The organism is Enterobacter sp. ENT02 (assembly GCF_019219165.1).
GTDB classification, from domain to species: domain Bacteria; phylum Pseudomonadota; class Gammaproteobacteria; order Enterobacterales; family Enterobacteriaceae; genus Enterobacter; species Enterobacter mori.
In genome coordinates this window covers 134,806-155,680 of the sequence record NZ_JAHUWD010000006.1, presented here as the reverse complement: position 1 = coordinate 155,680, position 20,875 = coordinate 134,806, and the positions used below count along the sequence as shown (strand labels likewise).

Genomic DNA, 20,875 nt, shown 5'->3' with positions numbered 1-20,875 from the left:
CGGCAAGTTGTGCTACCCTGTCGCGCACGTTTCTTCTGGCTGGAGTTCCCCTAAATGCATCTTGATATTGCCTGGCAGGAGGTCGATACCGTCCTGCTGGATATGGACGGCACGCTGCTTGATCTCGCCTTTGATAACTTTTTCTGGCAACAACTGGTGCCCGAAACATACGGTAAACAGCAGGGTATCTCTCCGGCAGAAGCGCAGGAATTCATTCGTTCGCAATATAGCGCCGTGCAGCATACGCTAAACTGGTACTGTCTGGACTACTGGAGCGAGCGCCTCGGTTTGGATATTTGTGCCATGACCACCGCCCAAGGGCCACGCGCGGTACTGCGCGACGATACGGTGCCGTTCCTGGATGCCCTGCAAGCCAGCGGTAAGCGCCGCATTTTGCTGACTAACGCGCATCCTCATAATCTGGCCGTGAAGCTGGAACATACGGGTCTGGCGTCACACCTTGATTTATTACTTTCCACCCACACATTTGGTTATCCGAAAGAGGATCAGCGGTTGTGGCATGCGGTGGCGGAAGAGACCGGTTTACAGCCAGAACGTACGCTGTTTATTGACGACAGCGAGCCGATTCTGGATGCTGCCGCGACGTTTGGCATTCGCTATTGTCTGGGCGTGACCAATCCTGATTCCGGACTGGCTGAAAAAAGCTACCTGCGGCATCCGGGGCTGAACGACTATCGCCGGATGATCCCCTCACTCACCGTGAAGGAGACGCCATGAAAGAAAAACCCTCTGATGGGGTAAGACTGGATAAATGGCTATGGGCGGCCCGGTTTTATAAAACGCGCGCCCTTGCCCGCGAAATGGTTGATGGTGGCAAAGTGCATTACAACGGTCAGCGCAGCAAGCCGAGCAAGATGGTTGAGCTGAATGCCACCTTAACGCTGCGCCAGGGTAATGATGAAAAAACGGTAGTGATTAAAGCCATTACCGAACAGCGACGTCCCGCAACCGAAGCCACACAGCTTTATGAAGAGACAGTTGAAAGCATTGAAAAGCGTGAGAAAACCGCGCTGGCGCGCAAAATGAACGCGCTGACGATGCCTCACCCGGACCGGCGACCGGATAAAAAAGAGCGCCGCGATCTGATGAAATTTAAACACGGTGAGACCGAGTAACCCTCACCTGCACGAGAGATGAAAATGGCCCAACACGACCAATTACACCGCTATCTGTTTGAACAATTCGCCGTGCGCGGCGAGCTGGTCACCGTATCCGAAACCTGGAAACAGATTCTGGAAAACCACAACTACCCGCTGCCGGTGAAAACCCTGTTGGGCGAACTGCTGGTTGCCACCAGCCTGCTGACCGCCACGCTAAAATTCGCTGGTGATATCACCGTGCAGCTGCAGGGTGACGGCCCGATGACGCTGGCGGTGATCAACGGCAACAACCAGCAGCAGATGCGCGGCGTTGCACGCGTTCAGGGCGAAGTCCCTGAAAATGCGGATCTGAAAACGCTGGTTGGCAATGGCTATCTGGTGATCACCATCTCTCCGGAGGAAGGCGAGCGCTATCAGGGCGTGGTCGGGCTGGAAGGCGATACCCTGGCAGCCTGCCTGGAAGACTACTTCATGCGGTCTGAACAGCTGCCAACCCGTCTGTTCATCCGCACCGGTGAAGTTGACGGTCAGCCTGCTGCTGGCGGTATGCTGCTGCAGGTTCTGCCTGCACAGGATGCGCAGACTAATGATTTTGAGCACCTGGCGACGCTGACCGAAACCGTCAAAGCAGAAGAGCTCTTCAACCTGTCGGCGACCGACGTGCTGTGGCGTCTGTACCACGAAGAAGAAGTGACGGTATACGACCCGCAGGCGGTGGAGTTTAAGTGCACCTGCTCCCGCGAGCGCTGCGCGGGCGCCCTGAAAACGCTGCCTGACGAAGAGATCGACAGCATCATGGCGGAAGACGGTGAAATCGACATGCACTGTGACTACTGCGGTACGCACTACGTGTTCAATTCGATGGATATCGCCGAGATCCGCAATAACGCCTCCCCGGCGGATCCGCAGGTCCACTAAACCTCTTTCCCCTCATCCTAACCCTCTCCCCTTTGGGGAGAGGGGTAAAAACCCCCCCCAAGCTGAATCGTTTTCCCTATGTAACTCTTACGTAATTTTCTTACGTGTATGCGATTACATTCACATTCCTTCGGTTAAATTCACCAGCCCTTAACCTTTTAGGAACATTTTCCACAACCAAAAAGCGATTCCTGCGATAATCCGCCTGCGCTGTGACTGGAGTCGCAGCGTTTTCCGTTAGTAAGGGTTTTGTCCAGATACGTAAATCTATGAGCCCCGTCGCGGTTAACAACCTCAGAAAAACCCTACAATTTCAGGCAGTACATATTGGCTAAGGAGCAGTGATATGCGTGTTACTGGTTTAACCCCGCAAGATCTCATGGCTTATGGTATTCACGACGTCCAGGAAATCGTCTACAACCCCGATTACGATACGCTGTATCAGGAAGAGCTCAATCCAGCACTGGAAGGATACGAGCGAGGTGTGTTGACAAACCTTGGTGCTATCGCCGTCGATACCGGTATTTTTACCGGTCGTTCGCCGAAAGATAAGTATATCGTCCGAGACGAAACCACCCGCGATACGCTGTGGTGGGCTGATAAGGGCAAAGGGAAGAACGACAACAAACCGCTCTCCCCGGAGACCTGGCAGCATCTGAAAGGGCTCGTCACTCACCAACTCTCCGGCAAGCGCCTGTTCATTATCGACGCTTTCTGCGGCGCTAACGCCGACACCCGACTTTCCGTGCGTTTCATTACCGAAGTGGCCTGGCAGGCGCATTTCGTGAAAAATATGTTTATTCGTCCTACCGACGAAGAGCTACAGGACTTCACCCCAGATTTCATCGTGATGAACGGTGCAAAATGCACGAATCCACAGTGGAAAGAGCAGGGTCTGAACTCCGAGAACTTTGTTGCCTTCAACCTGACCGAGCGTATCCAGCTGATTGGCGGTACCTGGTACGGCGGCGAGATGAAGAAAGGGATGTTCTCGGTCATGAACTACCTGCTGCCGCTGCGCGGTATCGCCTCCATGCACTGCTCGGCGAACGTCGGCGAGAAAGGCGACGTGGCGGTATTCTTCGGCCTGTCCGGCACTGGGAAAACAACCCTCTCTACCGACCCGAAACGCCGCCTGATTGGCGATGACGAACATGGCTGGGACGACGACGGCGTGTTTAACTTCGAAGGCGGCTGCTACGCGAAGACCATTCGCCTGTCTGAAGAGGCCGAACCGGATATCTTCCACGCGATCCGCCGCGACGCGCTGCTCGAAAACGTCACCGTGCGTGCCGACGGCTCCATCGACTTCGACGATGCGTCGAAAACCGAAAACACCCGTGTGTCGTATCCGATTTACCACATCGACAATATCGTGAAGCCGGTGTCAAAAGCGGGTCATGCTACGAAGGTAATTTTCCTGACGGCGGATGCGTTCGGCGTACTGCCTCCGGTATCTCGCCTGACCGCCAGCCAGACGCAGTACCACTTCCTCTCGGGCTTTACCGCCAAGCTGGCGGGTACCGAGCGCGGTGTGACGGAGCCAACTCCGACCTTCTCCGCCTGCTTCGGCGCGGCCTTCCTGTCGCTGCATCCGACGCAGTACGCTGAAGTGCTGGTAAAACGCATGCAGGCATCCGGCGCGCAGGCCTACCTGGTGAACACCGGCTGGAACGGCACCGGCAAGCGTATCTCCATCAAGGATACCCGCGCGATTATCGACGCCATTCTGGATGGTTCTCTGGACGACGCTGAAACCTTCACGCTGCCAATGTTTGACCTGGCGATCCCAACGTCTCTGCCGGGCGTGGATACGCATATCCTCGACCCGCGCAATACGTACGGCTCACCGGAGCAGTGGCGCGAGAAGGCGGAATCGCTGGCGAAGCTGTTTATTGAGAACTTCGAGAAGTATACCGATACCCCGGCAGGCGAAGCGCTGGTGAGCGCGGGTCCGAAGCTGTAGTTAAAAGCAAAAAGGCAACGCAAGTTGCCTTTTTTAATGTTTTCTCCCTCTCCCCGTGGGAGAGGGCCGGGGTGAGGGCATCAAACCGCACCTTTTAATGATGAACCCTCTTTCACCTGCCCCCGCGTCACCGGTACCGGCAGCCAGGCGCGAATGCTCAGCCCACCCCGTTCGCTGGTGCCAATCTCCAGCAATCCGTTATGGTTATCGATAATACGCTGCACAATCGCCAGGCCTAAACCGGTTCCGCTGGTGCTGCGCGCGCTGTCGCCACGCACAAACGGCTGGAACAGATGCTTACGCTGCTCAGGCTTAATGCCAGGGCCATCGTCTTCCACCTGGAACCAGGCGCGGTTGAGTTCAGACCCGCTGCTGACTTTAATCCAGCCATTACCGTAGCGAGCCGCGTTGACCACCATGTTCGCCACTGCACGTTTGATGGAGAGCGGATGCATGCGCACCTGGATCTCCCCCGCCTGCAGGTCGGTATCAATCTCACGCTCGTAGCCGCTTTCCGCCGCCACCACCTCGCCCAGCACCGCGTTCAGGTCAGCCATTTCCATCGGCATCTCCTGCCCGGTGCGCAGGTAATCGATGAACTGCTCGATGATGGCGTTACACTCTTCGATGTCCTTGTTGATGGACTCGGCAAGGTAACCGTCCTCTTCCCCCATCATCTCCGTCGCCAGGCGAATACGCGTCAGCGGCGTACGCAGGTCATGGCTAACGCCCGCCATCAGCAGCGTACGGTCATCCGCCAGCTGCTTCACACCTGCCGCCATATGGTTAAACGCACGCGTCACCGAACGCACTTCTGAGGCGCCATACTCGCGCAGCGGTGGAGGAATAATCCCTTTACCGACCTGCAGCGCCGCGTGCTCCAGGTCGACCAGCGGTCGGTTCTGTATACGGATAAACAGCCACGCGCCGCCTATCGCCAGCAGCATGATGGCCAGGGTGTAGCGGAACAGCGGCGAGAAGTCGCCCTGATGGATTTCGGTCAGCGGGACGCGCACCCATATGTTGGGTGAGAGCCAGGTTTTCAGCCAGACGACCGGCGAGCTTTTGTTGACCTCAACGCGCACTTCCGTTGGGCCACCCAGCTGCTGCGCCATCTGCTGGCTAAGGAATTCGTAGTGCTGCGCCCAGCGCAGGCCAGCGTCTTCCGCCGCTTCGTTGGAGTAGAGCGAAATGCCCAGCTCACGGTAGATTTCACGGCGAAACGCCGGGGGAACAACCAGCTGCGTGCCGTCCTCCAGCTGCAGCTTATCGGTCATCAGCATACGGACTTCGTAGGCAAGGACCTTATTAAACTGCTGGAGGCTCGGCAGGATCGCAAAGTTCAGCACCACCAGATAGGTCGTCACCAGGCTGACGAACAGCAGGGTGACGATCAATAACAGGGTGCGGGCAAACGAGCTTCGCGGCGAGAAGCGCATTCGCCTCATGCTTTAGAGCCGTCCGGGACAAACACGTAGCCTAGACCCCACACGGTCTGAATATAACGAGGATGCGCCGGATCTTCTTCCACCATGCGGCGCAGGCGGGAGATCTGCACGTCGATGGAGCGTTCCATTGCGGAGTATTCGCGACCGCGCGCCAGGTTCATCAGCTTGTCACGGGAGAGCGGCTCACGCGGGTGGCTGACCAGCGCTTTCAGTACCGCAAACTCGCCGCTGGTGAGCGGCATTGGCTCGTCTTCACGGAACATCTCACGGGTGCCGAGGTTCAGCTTGAACTTACCGAAGGCAATCACCGCTTCTTCCTGGGAAGGAGCGCCCGGCAGTTCGTTCGCCTGACGGCGCAGCACGGCGCGAATACGCGCCAGCAGTTCACGCGGGTTAAACGGTTTTGGAATGTAGTCGTCTGCGCCAATTTCGAGGCCCACGATACGGTCAACCTCTTCGCCCTTCGCCGTCACCATGATGATTGGCATCGGGTTGCTCTGACTGCGCAGACGGCGGCAGATGGAAAGCCCGTCTTCGCCCGGTAGCATCAGGTCAAGGACCATCAGGTGGAAAGATTCACGGGTCAGCAGACGGTCCATCTGCTCAGCGTTCGCGACGCTACGAACCTGGAAGCCCTGCTCGGTCAGATAACGCTCAAGCAGCGCGCGCAGGCGCATGTCGTCATCCACGACCAGAATTTTGTAGTTTTCTTGCATTGTGTGTACTCCCAAAGGTTCGGATAGTCTTTGTAACAGCGTATTCTAAAAAAGTGCACGTATTCGACCAGCTAATTCTGGTATAAATTCTAGTCGAAATTGTTACAAAGCATATTTAACAGCAGCTTATCTGCTCATTTCATCACATAAATCATTATTAATCCTGTCTGTTACACTGTGTGGTACGTATTGTGCGCAAGACAGTAAACCGGCAGCAAAGGCTTCACCATGAAAACGCCCCTGATCACCCGCGAAGGGTACGAAAAGCTCAAAAAAGAGATGGATTACCTGTGGCGCGAAGAGCGTCCCGAGGTGACCAAAAAAGTCACCTGGGCGGCAAGTCTGGGCGATCGCAGCGAAAATGCTGACTACCAGTACAACAAAAAGCGACTGCGTGAGATCGACCGCCGGGTTCGCTACCTGACGAAGTGCCTCGAGAACCTGAAAATTGTCGATTACTCCCCGCAGCAGGAGGGCAAAGTGTTCTTCGGCGCGTGGGTTGAAATTGAAAACGATGACGGCAACACCCTGCGGTTTCGCATCGTTGGCTACGATGAAATTTTTGGTCGTAAGGATTACATCTCCATCGACTCACCCATGGCGCGCGCGCTGCTGAAAAAGGAAGTGGGCGATCTGGCCGTCGTTCAGACCCCTTCCGGTGAAGCCAGCTGGTACGTGAACGAAATCGAGTACGTTAAATAGTCCGAGAGCGCCCTCCACGGCTGGCATTTTGCCGTGTCAGCCCGTATAACTATCCCCTGATTTTTTCGACTCAACAGATGATAAAGCCATGATGAAAGATTCGCTCTGCCGCATTATTGCGGGTGATATTCAGGCCAGAGCCGAACAGGTAGAAGCTGCCGTTCGCCTGCTTGATGAAGGGAACACCGTGCCGTTTATTGCACGCTATCGTAAGGAAGTCACCGGTGGTCTGGATGACACGCAGCTGCGTAACCTGGAAACGCGTCTGGGTTATTTGCGCGAGCTGGAAGAACGTCGGCAGGCAATCCTCAAATCCATTGGCGAACAGGGCAAGCTGACCAGCGAGCTGGAAAACGCCATCAATGGCACCCTGAGCAAAACCGAACTCGAAGATCTCTATCTGCCGTATAAACCGAAGCGCCGCACGCGTGGGCAGATTGCGATTGAAGCGGGTCTTGAGCCGCTGGCCGACCTGCTGTGGAACGAGCCGTCCCACGATCCCGATACCGAAGCGGCGAAATTTATCGACGCTGACAAAGGCGTAGTGGACACCAAAGCCGCCCTCGACGGCGCGCGCTACATTCTGATGGAGCGTTTCTCTGAAGACGCCGCCCTGCTCGCTAAAGTGCGTGATTACCTGTGGAAAAACGCCCACATCGTCTCTACCGTCGTCGCGGGTAAAGAGGAAGAAGGCGCGAAATTCCGCGACTACTTCGATCACCACGAACCGATCTCTACCACCCCTTCACACCGCGCGCTGGCGATGTTCCGCGGCCGCAACGAAGGCGTGCTCCAGCTCTCCCTGAACGCCGACCCGCAGTTTGACGAGCCGCCGAAAGAGAGCCACTGCGAGCAGATCATCACCGATCACCTCGGCCTGCGCCTGAACAACGCCCCGGCGGACAGCTGGCGTAAAGGCGTGGTGAGCTGGACCTGGCGCATTAAGGTGCTGATGCACCTCGAAACCGAGCTGATGGGCACCGTGCGCGAGCGCGCCGAAGACGAAGCCATTAACGTTTTCGCCCGCAACCTGCACGACCTGCTGATGGCCGCCCCTGCTGGCCTGCGCGCGACCATGGGTCTCGATCCGGGCCTGCGTACCGGTGTGAAGGTTGCCGTCGTTGACGGCACCGGCAAGCTTGTCGCCACCGACACTATTTACCCGCACACTGGTCAGGCAGCGAAAGCGGCCGTCGTGGTGGCGGCGCTGTGCGAGAAGTACAACGTGGAACTGGTCGCCATCGGCAACGGTACGGCCTCACGCGAAACCGAGCGTTTCTACCTCGACGTGCAGAAACAGTTCCCGAAAGTGACGGCGCAGAAAGTGATCGTCAGCGAAGCGGGCGCATCCGTCTATTCCGCGTCTGAACTGGCAGCGCTGGAGTTCCCGGACCTGGACGTTTCCCTGCGCGGCGCGGTCTCTATCGCACGCCGTTTACAGGATCCGCTGGCCGAACTCGTGAAGATCGACCCGAAATCCATCGGCGTGGGCCAGTATCAGCACGACGTGAGCCAGACGCAGCTGGCGCGCAAGCTGGATGCGGTGGTGGAAGACTGCGTAAACGCCGTAGGCGTTGACCTGAACACCGCCTCCGTTCCCTTGCTGACCCGCGTGGCGGGCTTAACCCGCATGATGGCGCAGAACATCGTCGCCTGGCGTGATGAGAACGGCCAGTTCCAGAACCGTCAGCAGTTGCTGAAGGTGAGCCGTCTGGGGCCGAAAGCCTTTGAGCAGTGCGCGGGCTTCCTGCGTATCAACCACGGCGATAACCCGCTCGATGCCTCTACCGTTCACCCGGAAGCCTACCCTGTGGTGGAGCGTATTCTGGCCGCGACCCAGCAGGCGCTGAAAGACCTGATGGGCGACAACAGCGCGCTGCGTAACCTGAAAGCATCGGATTTCACCGACGAGCAGTTTGGCGTGCCGACGGTTAGCGACATCATCAAAGAGCTGGAAAAACCGGGCCGCGATCCGCGCCCTGAGTTTAAAACCGCGACCTTTGCTGACGGCGTGGAGACCATGAACGACCTGCTGCCCGGCATGGTGCTGGAAGGTGCGGTCACCAACGTCACCAACTTTGGCGCGTTTGTGGATATCGGCGTGCATCAGGACGGTCTGGTCCATATCTCTTCCCTCGCCGACAAGTTCGTTGAAGACCCGCATACCGTGGTCAAAGCGGGCGACATCGTGAAGGTGAAAGTGCTGGAAGTGGATCTGCAGCGCAAGCGTATCGCCCTGACCATGCGTCTGGACGAGCAGCCGGGCGAAACCAACGCGCGCCGCGGCGGGAACGGCGGCGGTCGCGAACAGCAGCGTCCGGCAGCGAAGGCCGCGAAACCGCGCGGGCGTGACGCGCAGCCTGCGGGCAACAGCGCGATGATGGATGCGCTGGCAGCGGCAATGGGTAAGAAACGCTAAGGTAACAAAATTCCCCTCACCCTAACCCTCTCCCCAAAGGGGAGAGGGGATCGCACGGTGCGGTCTTTTCTCCCTCGCCCCTTTGGGGAGAGGGCCGGGGTGAGGGGAATAAAAACATATCGAAATATATGAAACCGATTGCACATCCATATTTAAACCACTATTTATCACTCCATTAACAAATAAGCTTTTTATTCCTTCCCGGTAATTCTGCAAATATTGAGCAAGGTCAATCAGACCGCAAATTAATACGATTAACAACATTCCGTCACAGTTTTAATATTGCTGATAAAAACTATTCTCATTATCATCATTGTGTAGATTATTTAACCTCTCGTGGAATCAGGCGCTATGCAATTCACTCCAGACAGTGCATGGAAAATTACCGGTTTTACTCGTGAAATTAGCCCCGCCTATCGGCAAAAGCTCTTGTCACTCGGCATGCTACCCGGCTCGTCATTCCAGGTTGTACGCGTGGCCCCGCTGGGCGACCCCGTTCATATCGAAACCCGACGCGTCAATCTGGTACTGCGTAAGAAAGACCTCGCCTTAATTGAAGTCGAAGCGTTATCTCAATAACAAGCCAGCGGTTCAGTGAGTCTATTACAATGAAAAAATTAACTATTGGCTTAATTGGCAATCCTAATTCCGGCAAGACAACCTTATTTAATCAGTTAACCGGTGCGCGCCAGCGCGTCGGCAACTGGGCAGGCGTGACGGTTGAACGCAAAGAAGGCCAGTTCACGACGACGGACAATCAGGTCACGCTGGTTGACCTGCCGGGCACCTATTCGCTCACCACGATTTCATCCCAGACCTCGCTCGATGAGCAGATCGCCTGCCACTATATTCTGAGCGGCGATGCGGATCTGCTCATCAACGTGGTGGATGCGTCCAACCTTGAGCGCAATCTCTATCTGACGCTGCAGCTGCTTGAGCTGGGTATTCCCTGCATCGTGGCGCTTAACATGCTCGATATCGCAGAGAAGCAGAAATTGCGCATCGACGTCGATGCCCTCTCTGCCCGCCTGGGCTGCCCGGTGGTTCCGCTGGTCTCTACCCGCGGGCGCGGCATTGACGCCCTGAAGCTGGCCGTTGACCGCCACACAGGTAACGCCGACATTGAACTGGTGCACTACGCGCAGCCGCTGCTTCGTGAAGCCAGCCAGTTGGCGCAGGAGATGGACACCGCCATGCCTGCCAGACAGCGTCAATGGCTCGGCCTGCAGATGCTGGAAGGCGATATCTACAGCCGCGCCTATGCCGGTGATGCAGCAGATAAACTCGACGTGGCGCTGGCACGCCTGAGCGACGAGCTGGATGACCCGGCGCTGCACATCGCGGACGCACGCTATCAGGCCATCGCCGCGATTTGCGACGTGGTCAGCAACGCCCTGACGGCGGAACCCAGCCGCTTTACCGCCGCCGTAGATAAGATTGTGCTCAACCGCTTCCTCGGTTTGCCCATCTTCCTGCTGGTGATGTACCTGATGTTCCTGCTTGCCATTAACATCGGCGGCGCGCTCCAGCCTGTCTTTGACGCCGGTTCCGTCGCGATATTCGTGCACGGTATCCAGTGGCTGGGCTACACCCTGCACTTCCCGGAATGGCTGACCATCTTCCTCGCCCAGGGGATTGGCGGCGGTATCAACACCGTGCTGCCGCTGGTGCCGCAGATCGGCATGATGTACCTGTTCCTCTCCTTCCTCGAAGACTCCGGCTATATGGCTCGCGCGGCGTTCGTGATGGATCGCCTGATGCAGGCGCTGGGGCTGCCGGGTAAATCCTTCGTGCCGCTGATCGTTGGCTTCGGCTGCAACGTGCCGTCGGTGATGGGTGCACGTACGCTTGATGCACCGCGCGAGCGGCTGATGACCATCATGATGGCGCCGTTTATGTCCTGCGGCGCGCGCCTGGCCATCTTTGCGGTCTTTGCCGCCGCTTTCTTTGGTCAGCAGGGCGCGCTGGCGGTCTTCTCGCTGTACGTGCTCGGCATCGTGATGGCAATCCTGACCGGTCTGATGCTGAAGCACACCATTATGCGCGGTGAAGCGTCACCGTTCGTGATGGAGCTGCCGGTTTACCACGTACCGCATCTGAAGAGCCTGGCGATCCAGACCTGGCAGCGCCTGAAAGGCTTCGTGCTGCGCGCCGGTAAAGTGATTGTCATCGTCAGTATCTTCCTGAGCGCGCTGAACAGCTTCACGTTGAGCGGTCAGGCGGCAGATAACATCAACGACTCTGCCCTCGCCTCCGTCAGCCGCGTCATCACGCCGGTCTTCAAACCGATTGGCGTGCAGGAGGATAACTGGCAGGCGACCGTTGGCCTGTTCACCGGCGCAATGGCGAAAGAGGTGGTTGTCGGGACGCTGAACACGCTCTACACCGCAGAGAACATTCAGGAGCAAGAGTTCAATCCGGCAGAGTTTCACCTCGGCGACGAACTGCTGGGTGCCGTTGAGGAAACCTGGCAGAGCCTGAAAGACACCTTCAGCCTGAGCGTGCTGGCGAACCCGATTGAGGCCAGCAAAGGCGACGGCGAAATGGCAACTGGCGCCATGGGCGTGATGAGCGAGAAATTCGGCAGTGCGTCAGCGGCCTACAGCTACCTCATCTTCGTGTTGCTGTATATTCCGTGCATCTCGGTAATGGGGGCGATCGCCCGTGAGTCCAGCCGCGGCTGGATGGGCTTCTCCATTCTGTGGGGGTTGAATATCGCTTACTCCCTGGCGACGGTGTTCTATCAGACCGTTAACTTCAGCCAGCACCCACGTTACAGTCTGGTCTGCATCCTGGCGGTGCTCCTGTTTAACGTGATGGTGTTGGGCCTGCTACGCCGGGCGCGGAGCCGCGTTGATATCAACCTGCTGGCGACGCGTAAAACGCCGACCTCCTGCTGCAACAGCCCGACCGGCGACTGTCACTAAGGGGCAAACCGATGGCATCGTTGATTCAGGTTCGTGATTTACTGGCGTTACAGGGGCGCATGGAGGCAAAGCAGCTAAGCCTCAGCCTGCATACGCCCCAGCCGATGATCGATGCCATGCTGGAAAGACTCGAAGCGATGGGAAAAGCCGTGCGCATTCAGGAAGAGCCGGACGGTTGTTTGTCCGGCAGCTGTAAACGTTGCCCGGAAGGGAAGGCCTGCCTCAGGGAGTGGTGGGCACTGCGCGAATAAAGCCGGACAGCGCCGAACAAAACTCGCCAGGGTGCGAAATAAACGGCGCGTGTGCCGCTTTAGCGACCACCAACGATTGGCTCTCCGGCCACAGGTCATCCAGCAGCGGAACCACCTTGCGCGGCACCAGCCCGTCCAGATAACCATAAATACGCAGATGCGGGACCGCCAGCGACGCCAGCGGTTCACGCAGATCGACCGTTTTCAGGATCTCAAGCCCCCCGTTAAGCACCTCAACGTCAGGCATCGGCAGCGAGAGCACGGTCTGTTTCAGCGTACGCGCATCCTGACGCGCGGTTTCTGTTCCCATCGTCTGCAGCGCGAGAAAACGTTCCACCGTCCGCTGGAAGTCTTCGCTTAGCTGCTGCTGGAACCCGGCCAGCACTTCAGGCTTGATACCCGGCCACGCGTCCTGCGCGCTAAAACACGGGGACGAGGCCACGGTAACCAGCGCGCTCACGCGCCCGGGGTTATCCAGCGCAATTTTGCTTGCCACCAGCCCACCCAGGCTCCAGCCCAGCCAGACGGCGTTTTGCGGCGCGGCATCCAAAACCTGCTGCGCCATCTCATCAAGCGACATCGCGCCAAAGCCGCGGCTGCGGCCATAGCCCGGCAAATCCACCAGATGCAGCGTAAATTGCGAGGCGAGTTCCTCACTTACGCAACGCCACACTTCCGCATTCAGTCCCCATCCGTGCAGCAGCACAAGATGACAATTTCCCGTCCCAACGGTCTGCCACCACAGCGTCTTCATCAGCTATCGTTCTCTTTTTTTACATGGAGGTTACCTATGCTAACAGTGCCCGGCTTGTGCTGGCTATGCCGAATGCCGCTTGCGCTCAGCGCGTGGGGGATGTGTTCCGTCTGTACCCGCTCGCTGGAAGGACGGATCGCCGGGTGTCCGCAGTGTGGGTTACCGGCGGTCAGCCTGGCGCTCCCCTGCGGTCGCTGCCTGAAAAAAGCGCCGCCGTGGCAAGCGCTTGTTGCGGTGGATAATTATGTTCCGCCGCTCAGTTCGCTTATCCACGCGCTGAAGTTTTCCCACCAAAGCGTACTGGCGACGCCCCTTGCCCGCTTGCTGCTTCTCGCCGTTTTGCAGGCACGACGAACGCGTGCGCTGCCGCGGGTCGACATGCTGATGAATGTCCCCCTGCACCACCGTCGCCACTGGCGGCGCGGCTGTAACCAAAGCGACCTGCTCTGTCGTCCGCTCGCCCGCTGGCTCGGATGCCGTTACGCTGCCTCAGCGCTCAGTCGCGTGCAGGCAACCGCAATACAGCATCAGCTCAGCGCGCGGCTTCGCAAAAGGAACCTGAAAAATGCCTTCCGCCTTGAATTGCCGGTTCACGGCCTCCATATCGCGCTTGTGGATGATGTCGTCACCACGGGCAGTACCGTTGCTGAACTTTCCCGACTGCTTTTGCAAAGCGGCGCCGCGTCGGTTCAGGTATGGTGTCTGTGCCGTACCTTGTAGCCCTTCTTCAATGGGCGTATGATTATACCCAGGTAATTTAGTCAACTATTAGGCCAAAGCTATGATCCGTATTTCCGATTCTGCACAAGCGCACTTTGCCAAATTGCTGGCAAATCAGGAAGAAGGGACGCAGATCCGCGTGTTTGTGATCAATCCAGGCACACCGAATGCAGAATGTGGTGTCTCGTATTGTCCTCCGGACGCTGTGGAAGCAACTGACACCGCCCTTAAATTTGAACAGCTCACCGCGTACGTCGATGAACTGAGCGCGCCGTATCTTGACGATGCGGAAATCGACTTTGTCACCGACCAGCTGGGCTCTCAGCTGACCCTGAAAGCACCGAACGCGAAAATGCGTAAAGTGTCTGACGATGCCCCGCTGATGGAGCGCGTTGAGTATCTGCTGCAATCGCAGATCAACCCACAGCTTGCAGGACACGGTGGCCGTGTAACCCTGATGGAAATCACGGAAGACGGTCTGGCGATCCTGCAGTTCGGCGGCGGCTGTAACGGCTGTTCTATGGTCGATGTGACCCTGAAGGAAGGGATCGAGAAGCAGCTGCTGAACGAATTCCCGGAACTGAAAGGCGTGCGCGATCTGACCGAGCACCAGCGCGGCGAGCACTCTTACTACTAATTCAGTACCCGTCTGTCTTGCCCGGTGGCGCTGCGCTTACCGGGCCTACAAAACAGTTACTGCATCCGAATCGTAGGCCGGGTAAGGCGTAGCCGCCACCCGGCTTTTGTTTTCCTGCAGCTCCCCTCTATATGTTGACCTGCGTCTCATAATTCAAATTTAGCCTCCCAGGGTGATTCTCAATCACATCATGTTACCCGTATCATTCTCGTGGGCACTCAGCACCCTTATAACAGCCGACTAAACTTAATGGTTTCGCAGGCATCAGTATGAGTGCCGTTAACGCTCTGTTCCCAGTTGGGACAATCGGAATTTGTCGTTGAAACAATGACGTTACCCATAACAATTCAAAGGCCAGGTAAATCATGCCATTAGTCATCGTCGCTATCGGTGTTGTGTTATTACTGCTCTTGATGATCCGTTTCAAAATGAACGGATTTATCGCTTTGGTTCTGGTGGCACTTGCAGTCGGTCTGATGCAAGGGATGCCGCTGGTGAAAGTCATCAGCTCGATTAAAGCCGGTGTCGGCGGTACGCTCGGCAGCCTGGCGTTGATCATGGGCTTCGGCGCCATGCTCGGCAAAATGCTGGCTGACTGCGGGGGTGCGCAGCGTATCGCCACCACGCTGATCGCCAAATTTGGTAAGAAGAATATCCAGTGGGCGGTGGTGTTAACCGGTTTTACCGTCGGTTTCGCGCTGTTCTACGAAGTGGGCTTCGTGCTGATGCTGCCGCTGGTGTTCACCATCGCGGCTGCGGCAAATATCCCGCTGCTGTATGTCGGTGTGCCAATGGCTGCGGCGCTGTCCGTGACCCACGGCTTCCTGCCGCCGCATCCGGGTCCAACCGCTATCGCCACCATTTTCCACGCAGATATGGGTAAAACCCTGCTGTTCGGTACAATTCTGGCAATCCCAACCGTGATTCTGGCGGGCCCGGTTTATGCGCGCTTCCTGAAAGGCATTGATAAGCCGATTCCTGAAGGTCTGTACAGCGCCAAAACCTTCACCGAAGAAGAGATGCCTGGCTTTGGCGTCAGCGTCTGGACTTCTCTGGTGCCGGTCATTCTGATGGCGATGCGTGCCGTGGCGGAGATGGTCCTGCCAAAAGGTCACGCGTTCCTGGCGGTTGCGGAATTCCTGGGTGACCCGGTGATGGCAACGCTGATTGCGGTACTGATCGCAATGTTCACCTTCGGTCTGAACCGCGGTCGTTCAATGGATCAGATCAACGACACGCTGACCTCTTCCATCAAAATCATTGCCATGATGCTCCTGATCATCGGCGGTGGCGGTGCGTTTAAGCAGGTTCTGGTCGACAGCGGCGTGGACAAATACATCGCTGCCATGATGCATGAAACCAACGTGTCGCCGCTCCTGATGGCCTGGTCTATCGCTGCCGTGCTGCGTATTGCGCTGGGTTCTGCGACCGTTGCGGCGATCACCGCAGGCGGTATCGTTGCCCCGCTGATTGCGACCACGGGCGTAAGCCCTGAGCTGATGGTTATCGCGGTCGGTTCCGGTAGCGTGATTTTCTCTCACGTGAACGATCCGGGCTTCTGGCTGTTCAAGGAGTACTTCAACCTGACCATCGGTGAAACCATCAAGTCCTGGTCCGCGCTGGAAACCATTATTTCGGTGTGCGGTCTGGTCGGGGTGCTGCTGTTGAATATGGTGCTCTGATGTAAAAAAGCCGGGTGGCGCTGGCGCTTACCCGGCCTACATTCTATTCCCTCTCCCTCTGGGAGAGGGTTAGGGTGAGGGTGAAACTACCGCTTCTTACCCACCGCTCTTCTGCGCTTGTCCAAATCCTTAATCAGCCTGTTCACCCCGTCATCGGCAAACATCTTCTCAAGCGTTGTGGACAGCTTGCGACGCCAGTTCTTGTACTGATAGCTGGTGCCCGGGATGTTCACCGGCTCCGCCATATCAATCCAGTCTTCAGGCTGCAGGCCCAGCAGAGCGCTGTTGCTGTCGGCAATATAGCGCTGCAAACCACGGTTAAGCGTGGAGGTCATCGACATCAACGACGCCTTATGCCCGGCGCGTTTCGGCAGACAGCCATGCTTGTGCAGCGCATCCAGCAGCCCCTGTTTGGAGAGTTCGCGATCCTGATACAGGCCGCGCAGAACCTCTTCATCAGGATAGAGTCCCAGCGTTTTGCCGAGCGTCAGGTCGCCGCTTTCCCAATAGCCACGAAGCGTAGGAAGGTCATGCGTCGTCGCGACTGCCATTGACTGTTCAGGGTACGCTTTCGGCGCGCGGAAGGTTTTCTCATGGTCGTTTTCAAAATAGAGCACTTTGTAGGAGTAGACGCCGCTGTCGCGGAGCTTACTGACAATTTCCACCGGCACGGTACCGAGATCTTCACCGATCACCATGCACTGGTGACGCTTACTTTCCAGCGCCAGGATCGACAGCAGATCGTCAACCGGGTACTGCACGTACGCCCCGTGATCGGCCGTTTCACCGTACGGGATCCACCACAGGCGCAGCACGGACATCACGTGGTCGATACGCAGCGCCCCGCAGTTCTGCATGTTCGCGCGCAGCAGGTCGATAAACGGCTCGTAGGCGCGCGCCGCCATCACGTGCGGATCCATCGGCGGCAAGCCCCAGTTCTGGCCGAGCGGGCCAAGGATATCCGGCGGCGCGCCGACGGAGGCTTTCAGACAGTAAAGCTCGCGGTCACACCAGGTTTCCGCACCGCCTTCCGCCACGCCGACGGCCAGGTCACGATACAGGCCAATCGGCATCTTGTAGCCCTGGCTCACCTGCCAGCAGGCGGCAAACTGGCTGTACGCCAGCCACTGCAGCCACAGGTAGAAGTCCACCTCGTCAGCGTATTTTTTGCAGAAGGCTTTCACTTCAGGCGTGTCGACGGTCTGATACGCTTCCGGCCAGACCGGCCAGCCCCAGCGCATTTCGTCCTCTTTCACCTGATACGCGTGCAGCGCATCAAACGCCGCCTGCCAGTACAGGCTCTCGCCCTCCTGGGTGACAAACTGACGGAAGGCCGTCATCTGCTCGTCATCGCGCTTCGCAAAATCTTTCCATGCCAGACGCAGTGCCGCCATTTTCAACGCGGTGACGGTGGCGTAGTCCACCCAGTCGGCGTCGCGCGCCTGCTTCAGCGCGTGCTGCGTGGTACTGAGGTTCCACCACGCTTGCGCCTCTTTGCTGTTTTTGAAGTCATCTAACGCGTTAACGTCGATGTAAATCACGTTCAGCCAGCGACGGGACGACGGGCTGTACGGGCTGGCACTTTCCGGGTTCGCCGGATAAAGCGCATGGATCGGGTTGAGGCCGATGAACGCGCCGCCGCGCTCGCCCACATCCACCAGCATCTTTTTCAGGTCGCCAAAATCACCGATGCCCCAGTTGTTGTCCGAACGCAGGGTGTAGAGCTGCACGCAGGCGCCCCACAGCTTTTTACCTTCGAGCAACGCCTGCGGCTCGTAGCAGCGTTTTGGCGCGACGATCACCCGGCAGTGGAAACGCAGGTCATCCTGGGTGAGCGTTAAGGTGTGATAGCCCTCCGGCAGCTTCGCCGGAAGGTTGAGCGTTTTGCCACCGGTAGCATGGCCTTTGTGCTGATGTCCCTCTTCGGTGGTGAGCAGCCAGCTAAACTCGCCACGCCCCTCCACCGCCAGCGGCATCTTTTTGCCTGCAGTGAAGACCTTCACGTTCGGCACCGGTGCAACCGACGCTTTCGCGTCGGCTTTGTGCATGGCATCCAGCAAACGTCTTTTGGTGTCGGCGCCAATAGACTGCGGTTTGCCGTGCGCATTAATGTAACTGAGGCTGATCCCCGCCGCCTGCGCGGCACTGTCCAGACGTTTACTCTCCATCGCGCTTCCTTAGCGTTTTGCCTGCCAGATACGGGCCTGATAATCACGGATTGAACGGTCAGAGCTGAACATGCCGCAGCGGGCGGTGTTCAGGATGCACGCGCGGGTCCACGCTTCCTGGTCGCGATACAGCACGTCGACCTGTTTTTGCGCTTCAACGTAGGCCGTGAAGTCCGCCATCACCAGATACGGGTCACCGCCGTGTTTGTCCATGCTGTGCAGCATCTGGTCAAACGCGTGCTTGTCGCCGTCGCTGTATTTGCCGCTTTCCAGCTCTTTCAGCACCGCGTCCAGCACTTTGTCTTTCTTACGCCATTTCACCGGGTCGTAGCCTTTGGCCTTGATGGCTTTCACCTCTTCCACGGTATGGCCGAAGATGAAGATATTCTCTTCACCGACCTTCTCGGCGATTTCGACGTTTGCTCCGTCGAGCGTACCGACGGTCAGCGCGCCGTTCAGCGCCAGCTTCATGTTGCCGGTACCGGACGCTTCTTTCCCTGCGGTAGAGATCTGCTCGGAGATATCCGCCGCCGGGATCAGCATTTCAGCCGCCGAGACGCAGTAATCCGGCAGGAACACCACCTTCAGCTTGTCGCCCACTTTTGGATCGCTGTTGATCGCCGCCGCCACTTTGTTGATGGCGAGGATAATGTTTTTCGCCAGGTAGTAGCCCGGCGCCGCTTTCGCACCGAACAGGAACACGCGCGGCACGCGGTCGGCCTGCGGGTTCTCGCGGATCTCTTTGTACAGCGCCAGAATGTGCAGCAGGTTCAGGTGCTGACGTTTGTACTCGTGCAGACGTTTGATCTGGATATCGAAAATGGCATTCGGGTTGATCTCAATCCCGGTACGCACTTTCACAAACTCCGCCAGGCGAACCTTATTCTCAAGCTTGATCGCGCGGTACTGCTCGCGGAATTTCGCGTCGTCAGCCTGTTTTTCCAGGTTGATGAGCTGGTCCAGATCGTTGGCCCACTCTTTCTTCAGGGTCTTGTCCAGCAGGCCAGCCAGCAGCGGGTTGCACTGCTTGATCCAGCGACGCGGCGTGATGCCGTTGGTCACGTTGTGGAATTTGGTCGGCCACAGCTGGTGGTATTCCGGGAACAGATCTTTCACCACCAGGTCCGAGTGCAACGCGGCCACGCCGTTAACGGCAAAGCCGCTGACAACGCACATGTTCGCCATGCGCACCTGCTTATCGTGCACCACCGCCAGCTTCGCCCAGACCGCTTTGTCGCCCGGCCAGGTTTTATCCACCAGCGTTTTAAACTGGTCGTTAATCTTGTTGATGATCTGCATATGACGCGGCAGCAGCGTTTTCACCAGCTTCTCATCCCAGCACTCCAGCGCTTCCGGCATCAGGGTGTGGTTGGTGTAGGCAAAGGTACGGCTGGTGATGGCCCAGGCGTCGTCCCAGCTCAGCTGATGTTCGTCGAGCAGCACGCGCAGCAGTTCCGGGATGGCAATGGTCGGGTGCGTGTCGTTGAGCTGAATCACTTCGAAGTCCGGCAGCTGCGCCAGCTTGCGGCCCGCCAGGTGATGGCGACGCAGAATGTCCGCCACGGAGCAGGCGCACTGGAAGTACTGCTGCATCAGACGCAGCTTTTTACCCGCCAGGTGGTTGTCGTTCGGGTAGAGCACTTTGGTCAGCTTCTCGGCGTCGATACCCTGCTGCTCGGCGCGCAGGAAATCGCCGTCGTTGAATTTGGTCAGGTTAAACGGATGCGCATGCTTCGCCTGCCACAGACGCAGCGGCTGCGCCACGCCGTTACGGTAGCCGAGCACTGGCAGATCCCAGGCTTCACCGGTAAGGGTGAACGCCGGTTCCCAGAGTCCCTGCTTAGTGACTTTCCCGCCAATGCTGACCTGCACATCGAGCTGCGCGTTGTGGCGGAACCACGGATAGGTGTTGCGATGCCAGTCGTCCGGCGCTTCCATCTGATGGCCGTCGGCAAATGACTGACGGAACAGGCCATACTGATAGTTCAGGCCATAGCCAATCGCGGACTGACCAACGGTTGCCATAGAGTCAAGGAAGCAGGCTGCCAGGCGCCCCAGACCACCATTCCCCAGCGCCGGGTCGGTCTCTTCTTCCAGCAGGTCGGTCAGGTTAATGTCGTGTTCTTTCAGCACATCGCCGACGTCCTGATACCAGCCGAGGTTCAGCAGGTTGTTGCCGGTCAGGCGGCCAATCAGGAATTCCATCGAGATATAGTTCACGTGACGCTGGCCCTTAACAGGCTTCGCCACCGGTTGAGCATCCAGTTGCTCTGCGAGCGCACCGCTCACCGCCTGCCACCACTGGTGAGGCGTCATCTCGTTTGCAGCACGAAGGCCAAAACGCTGCCACTGACGCGTCAGGGCAGCCTGGAATTGAGCTTTGTTGAAGGTAGGCTGTGACATAGGGAATTGGCATCCTGTAGAAAGAAAACACATGTTGGCGCTA

General features: G+C 57.6%; 17 protein-coding genes. 12 read left to right on the top strand and 5 right to left on the bottom strand.

Going from position 1 to position 20,875, the window contains the following annotated elements; genetic code table 11:
* Positions 1 to 54 precede the first annotated feature (54 nt).
* The 4 genes from yrfG to pckA all read left to right on the top strand — a co-directional run bounded on the left by yrfG (position 55) and on the right by pckA (position 4,005).
* Positions 55 to 738, top strand: coding sequence for a GMP/IMP nucleotidase (yrfG, locus tag KW829_RS17765; RefSeq protein WP_172701523.1), 684 nt, complete (start codon positions 55 to 57; stop codon positions 736 to 738).
* Positions 735 to 1,136, top strand: a complete 402-nt coding sequence (hslR, locus tag KW829_RS17760) for a ribosome-associated heat shock protein Hsp15 (protein ID WP_218308737.1) — start codon at positions 735 to 737, stop codon at positions 1,134 to 1,136. The genes yrfG and hslR overlap by 4 nt, the downstream gene beginning before the upstream one ends.
* 24 nt (positions 1,137 to 1,160) lie before the next feature.
* Complete coding sequence (hslO, locus tag KW829_RS17755) at positions 1,161 to 2,039, top strand: Hsp33 family molecular chaperone HslO (protein WP_010436401.1); 879 nt, start codon at positions 1,161 to 1,163, stop codon at positions 2,037 to 2,039.
* Positions 2,040 to 2,385: 346 nt separating this feature from the next.
* The gene (gene pckA, locus KW829_RS17750) at positions 2,386 to 4,005 is read left to right on the top strand and encodes a phosphoenolpyruvate carboxykinase (ATP) (RefSeq protein WP_089598559.1); all 1,620 of its coding nucleotides are present in this window, start codon (positions 2,386 to 2,388) and stop codon (positions 4,003 to 4,005) included.
* A gap of 80 nt (positions 4,006 to 4,085) precedes the next feature.
* On the opposite strand, the gene envZ is transcribed toward pckA, so the two are convergent.
* The gene (envZ, locus tag KW829_RS17745; RefSeq protein ID WP_218308736.1) at positions 4,086 to 5,453 is read right to left on the bottom strand and encodes a two-component system sensor histidine kinase EnvZ; all 1,368 of its coding nucleotides are present in this window, start codon (positions 5,451 to 5,453) and stop codon (positions 4,086 to 4,088) included.
* Positions 5,450 to 6,169: a two-component system response regulator OmpR gene (gene ompR, locus KW829_RS17740; protein WP_001157751.1), complete on the bottom strand. Its 720-nt coding sequence runs from the start codon at positions 6,167 to 6,169 to the stop codon at positions 5,450 to 5,452. The genes envZ and ompR overlap by 4 nt, the downstream gene beginning before the upstream one ends.
* Positions 6,170 to 6,397: 228 nt before the next feature.
* Here ompR and greB point away from each other — a divergent pair, with 228 nt between their 5' ends.
* The 5 genes from greB (at position 6,398) to feoC (ending at position 12,468) form a co-directional block, all read left to right on the top strand.
* The gene (greB, locus tag KW829_RS17735; protein WP_010436410.1) at positions 6,398 to 6,871 is read left to right on the top strand and encodes a transcription elongation factor GreB; all 474 of its coding nucleotides are present in this window, start codon (positions 6,398 to 6,400) and stop codon (positions 6,869 to 6,871) included.
* An 88-nt stretch (positions 6,872 to 6,959) separates the two neighbouring features.
* Positions 6,960 to 9,290 (top strand): Tex family protein, encoded by a 2,331-nt coding sequence (locus KW829_RS17730; protein WP_218308735.1) that lies wholly within the window; start codon positions 6,960 to 6,962, stop codon positions 9,288 to 9,290.
* Between the two features lie 351 nt (positions 9,291 to 9,641).
* Positions 9,642 to 9,869 carry a ferrous iron transporter A gene (gene feoA / locus KW829_RS17725; RefSeq protein WP_010436417.1) on the top strand — a complete coding sequence of 76 codons (228 nt, stop codon included), beginning with the start codon at positions 9,642 to 9,644 and terminating at the stop codon, positions 9,867 to 9,869.
* Between the two features lie 29 nt (positions 9,870 to 9,898).
* The gene (feoB, locus tag KW829_RS17720) at positions 9,899 to 12,217 is read left to right on the top strand and encodes a Fe(2+) transporter permease subunit FeoB (RefSeq protein WP_218308734.1); all 2,319 of its coding nucleotides are present in this window, start codon (positions 9,899 to 9,901) and stop codon (positions 12,215 to 12,217) included.
* Between the two features lie 11 nt (positions 12,218 to 12,228).
* Positions 12,229 to 12,468: a [Fe-S]-dependent transcriptional repressor FeoC gene (gene feoC, locus KW829_RS17715; RefSeq protein ID WP_010436421.1), complete on the top strand. Its 240-nt coding sequence runs from the start codon at positions 12,229 to 12,231 to the stop codon at positions 12,466 to 12,468.
* Here the strand turns inward: feoC and bioH are convergent.
* Positions 12,440 to 13,222 carry a pimeloyl-ACP methyl ester esterase BioH gene (gene bioH, locus KW829_RS17710; RefSeq protein ID WP_089598555.1) on the bottom strand — a complete coding sequence of 261 codons (783 nt, stop codon included), beginning with the start codon at positions 13,220 to 13,222 and terminating at the stop codon, positions 12,440 to 12,442. The two genes, feoC and bioH, sit on opposite strands and share 29 nt — an antisense overlap.
* A 36-nt stretch (positions 13,223 to 13,258) precedes the next feature.
* Here bioH and gntX point away from each other — a divergent pair, with 36 nt between their 5' ends.
* The 3 genes from gntX to gntT all read left to right on the top strand — a co-directional run bounded on the left by gntX (position 13,259) and on the right by gntT (position 16,261).
* The gene (gene gntX / locus KW829_RS17705; RefSeq protein ID WP_218308733.1) at positions 13,259 to 13,942 is read left to right on the top strand and encodes a DNA utilization protein GntX; all 684 of its coding nucleotides are present in this window, start codon (positions 13,259 to 13,261) and stop codon (positions 13,940 to 13,942) included.
* Between the two features lie 61 nt (positions 13,943 to 14,003).
* Positions 14,004 to 14,579: a Fe-S biogenesis protein NfuA gene (nfuA, locus tag KW829_RS17700; RefSeq protein ID WP_010436427.1), complete on the top strand. Its 576-nt coding sequence runs from the start codon at positions 14,004 to 14,006 to the stop codon at positions 14,577 to 14,579.
* A gap of 365 nt (positions 14,580 to 14,944) precedes the next feature.
* Entirely contained in the window at positions 14,945 to 16,261 is a 1,317-nt protein-coding gene (gntT, locus tag KW829_RS17695; protein ID WP_100167347.1) for a gluconate transporter, read from the top strand.
* Positions 16,262 to 16,347: 86 nt separating this feature from the next.
* Here gntT and malQ read toward each other — a convergent pair whose 3' ends face one another.
* Together malQ and malP are read right to left on the bottom strand one after the other, a co-directional pair.
* Positions 16,348 to 18,429: a 4-alpha-glucanotransferase gene (gene malQ, locus KW829_RS17690; protein ID WP_010436431.1), complete on the bottom strand. Its 2,082-nt coding sequence runs from the start codon at positions 18,427 to 18,429 to the stop codon at positions 16,348 to 16,350.
* A 9-nt stretch (positions 18,430 to 18,438) separates the two neighbouring features.
* Positions 18,439 to 20,832, bottom strand: a complete 2,394-nt coding sequence (gene malP, locus KW829_RS17685; RefSeq protein ID WP_218308732.1) for a maltodextrin phosphorylase — start codon at positions 20,830 to 20,832, stop codon at positions 18,439 to 18,441.
* Positions 20,833 to 20,875 lie beyond the last annotated feature (43 nt).

Bases quoted from the DNA above. Each gene is read 5' to 3' on its own strand.
- feoC (WP_010436421.1), top strand. From the start codon at position 12,229: ATGGCATCGTTGATTCAGGTTCGTGATTTACTGGCGTTACAGGGGCGC.
- ompR (WP_001157751.1), bottom strand. From the start codon at position 6,169: ATGCAAGAAAACTACAAAATTCTGGTCGTGGATGACGACATGCGCCTG.
- hslR (WP_218308737.1), top strand. From the start codon at position 735: ATGAAAGAAAAACCCTCTGATGGGGTAAGACTGGATAAATGGCTATGG.
- envZ (WP_218308736.1), bottom strand. From the start codon at position 5,453: ATGAGGCGAATGCGCTTCTCGCCGCGAAGCTCGTTTGCCCGCACCCTG.
- KW829_RS17730 (WP_218308735.1), top strand. From the start codon at position 6,960: ATGATGAAAGATTCGCTCTGCCGCATTATTGCGGGTGATATTCAGGCC.
- gntT (WP_100167347.1), top strand. From the start codon at position 14,945: ATGCCATTAGTCATCGTCGCTATCGGTGTTGTGTTATTACTGCTCTTG.
- hslO (WP_010436401.1), top strand. From the start codon at position 1,161: ATGGCCCAACACGACCAATTACACCGCTATCTGTTTGAACAATTCGCC.
- gntX (WP_218308733.1), top strand. From the start codon at position 13,259: ATGCTAACAGTGCCCGGCTTGTGCTGGCTATGCCGAATGCCGCTTGCG.
- pckA (WP_089598559.1), top strand. From the start codon at position 2,386: ATGCGTGTTACTGGTTTAACCCCGCAAGATCTCATGGCTTATGGTATT.
- malQ (WP_010436431.1), bottom strand. From the start codon at position 18,429: ATGGAGAGTAAACGTCTGGACAGTGCCGCGCAGGCGGCGGGGATCAGC.
- feoB (WP_218308734.1), top strand. From the start codon at position 9,899: ATGAAAAAATTAACTATTGGCTTAATTGGCAATCCTAATTCCGGCAAG.
- malP (WP_218308732.1), bottom strand. From the start codon at position 20,832: ATGTCACAGCCTACCTTCAACAAAGCTCAATTCCAGGCTGCCCTGACG.
- greB (WP_010436410.1), top strand. From the start codon at position 6,398: ATGAAAACGCCCCTGATCACCCGCGAAGGGTACGAAAAGCTCAAAAAA.
- yrfG (WP_172701523.1), top strand. From the start codon at position 55: ATGCATCTTGATATTGCCTGGCAGGAGGTCGATACCGTCCTGCTGGAT.
- nfuA (WP_010436427.1), top strand. From the start codon at position 14,004: ATGATCCGTATTTCCGATTCTGCACAAGCGCACTTTGCCAAATTGCTG.
- bioH (WP_089598555.1), bottom strand. From the start codon at position 13,222: ATGAAGACGCTGTGGTGGCAGACCGTTGGGACGGGAAATTGTCATCTT.
- feoA (WP_010436417.1), top strand. From the start codon at position 9,642: ATGCAATTCACTCCAGACAGTGCATGGAAAATTACCGGTTTTACTCGT.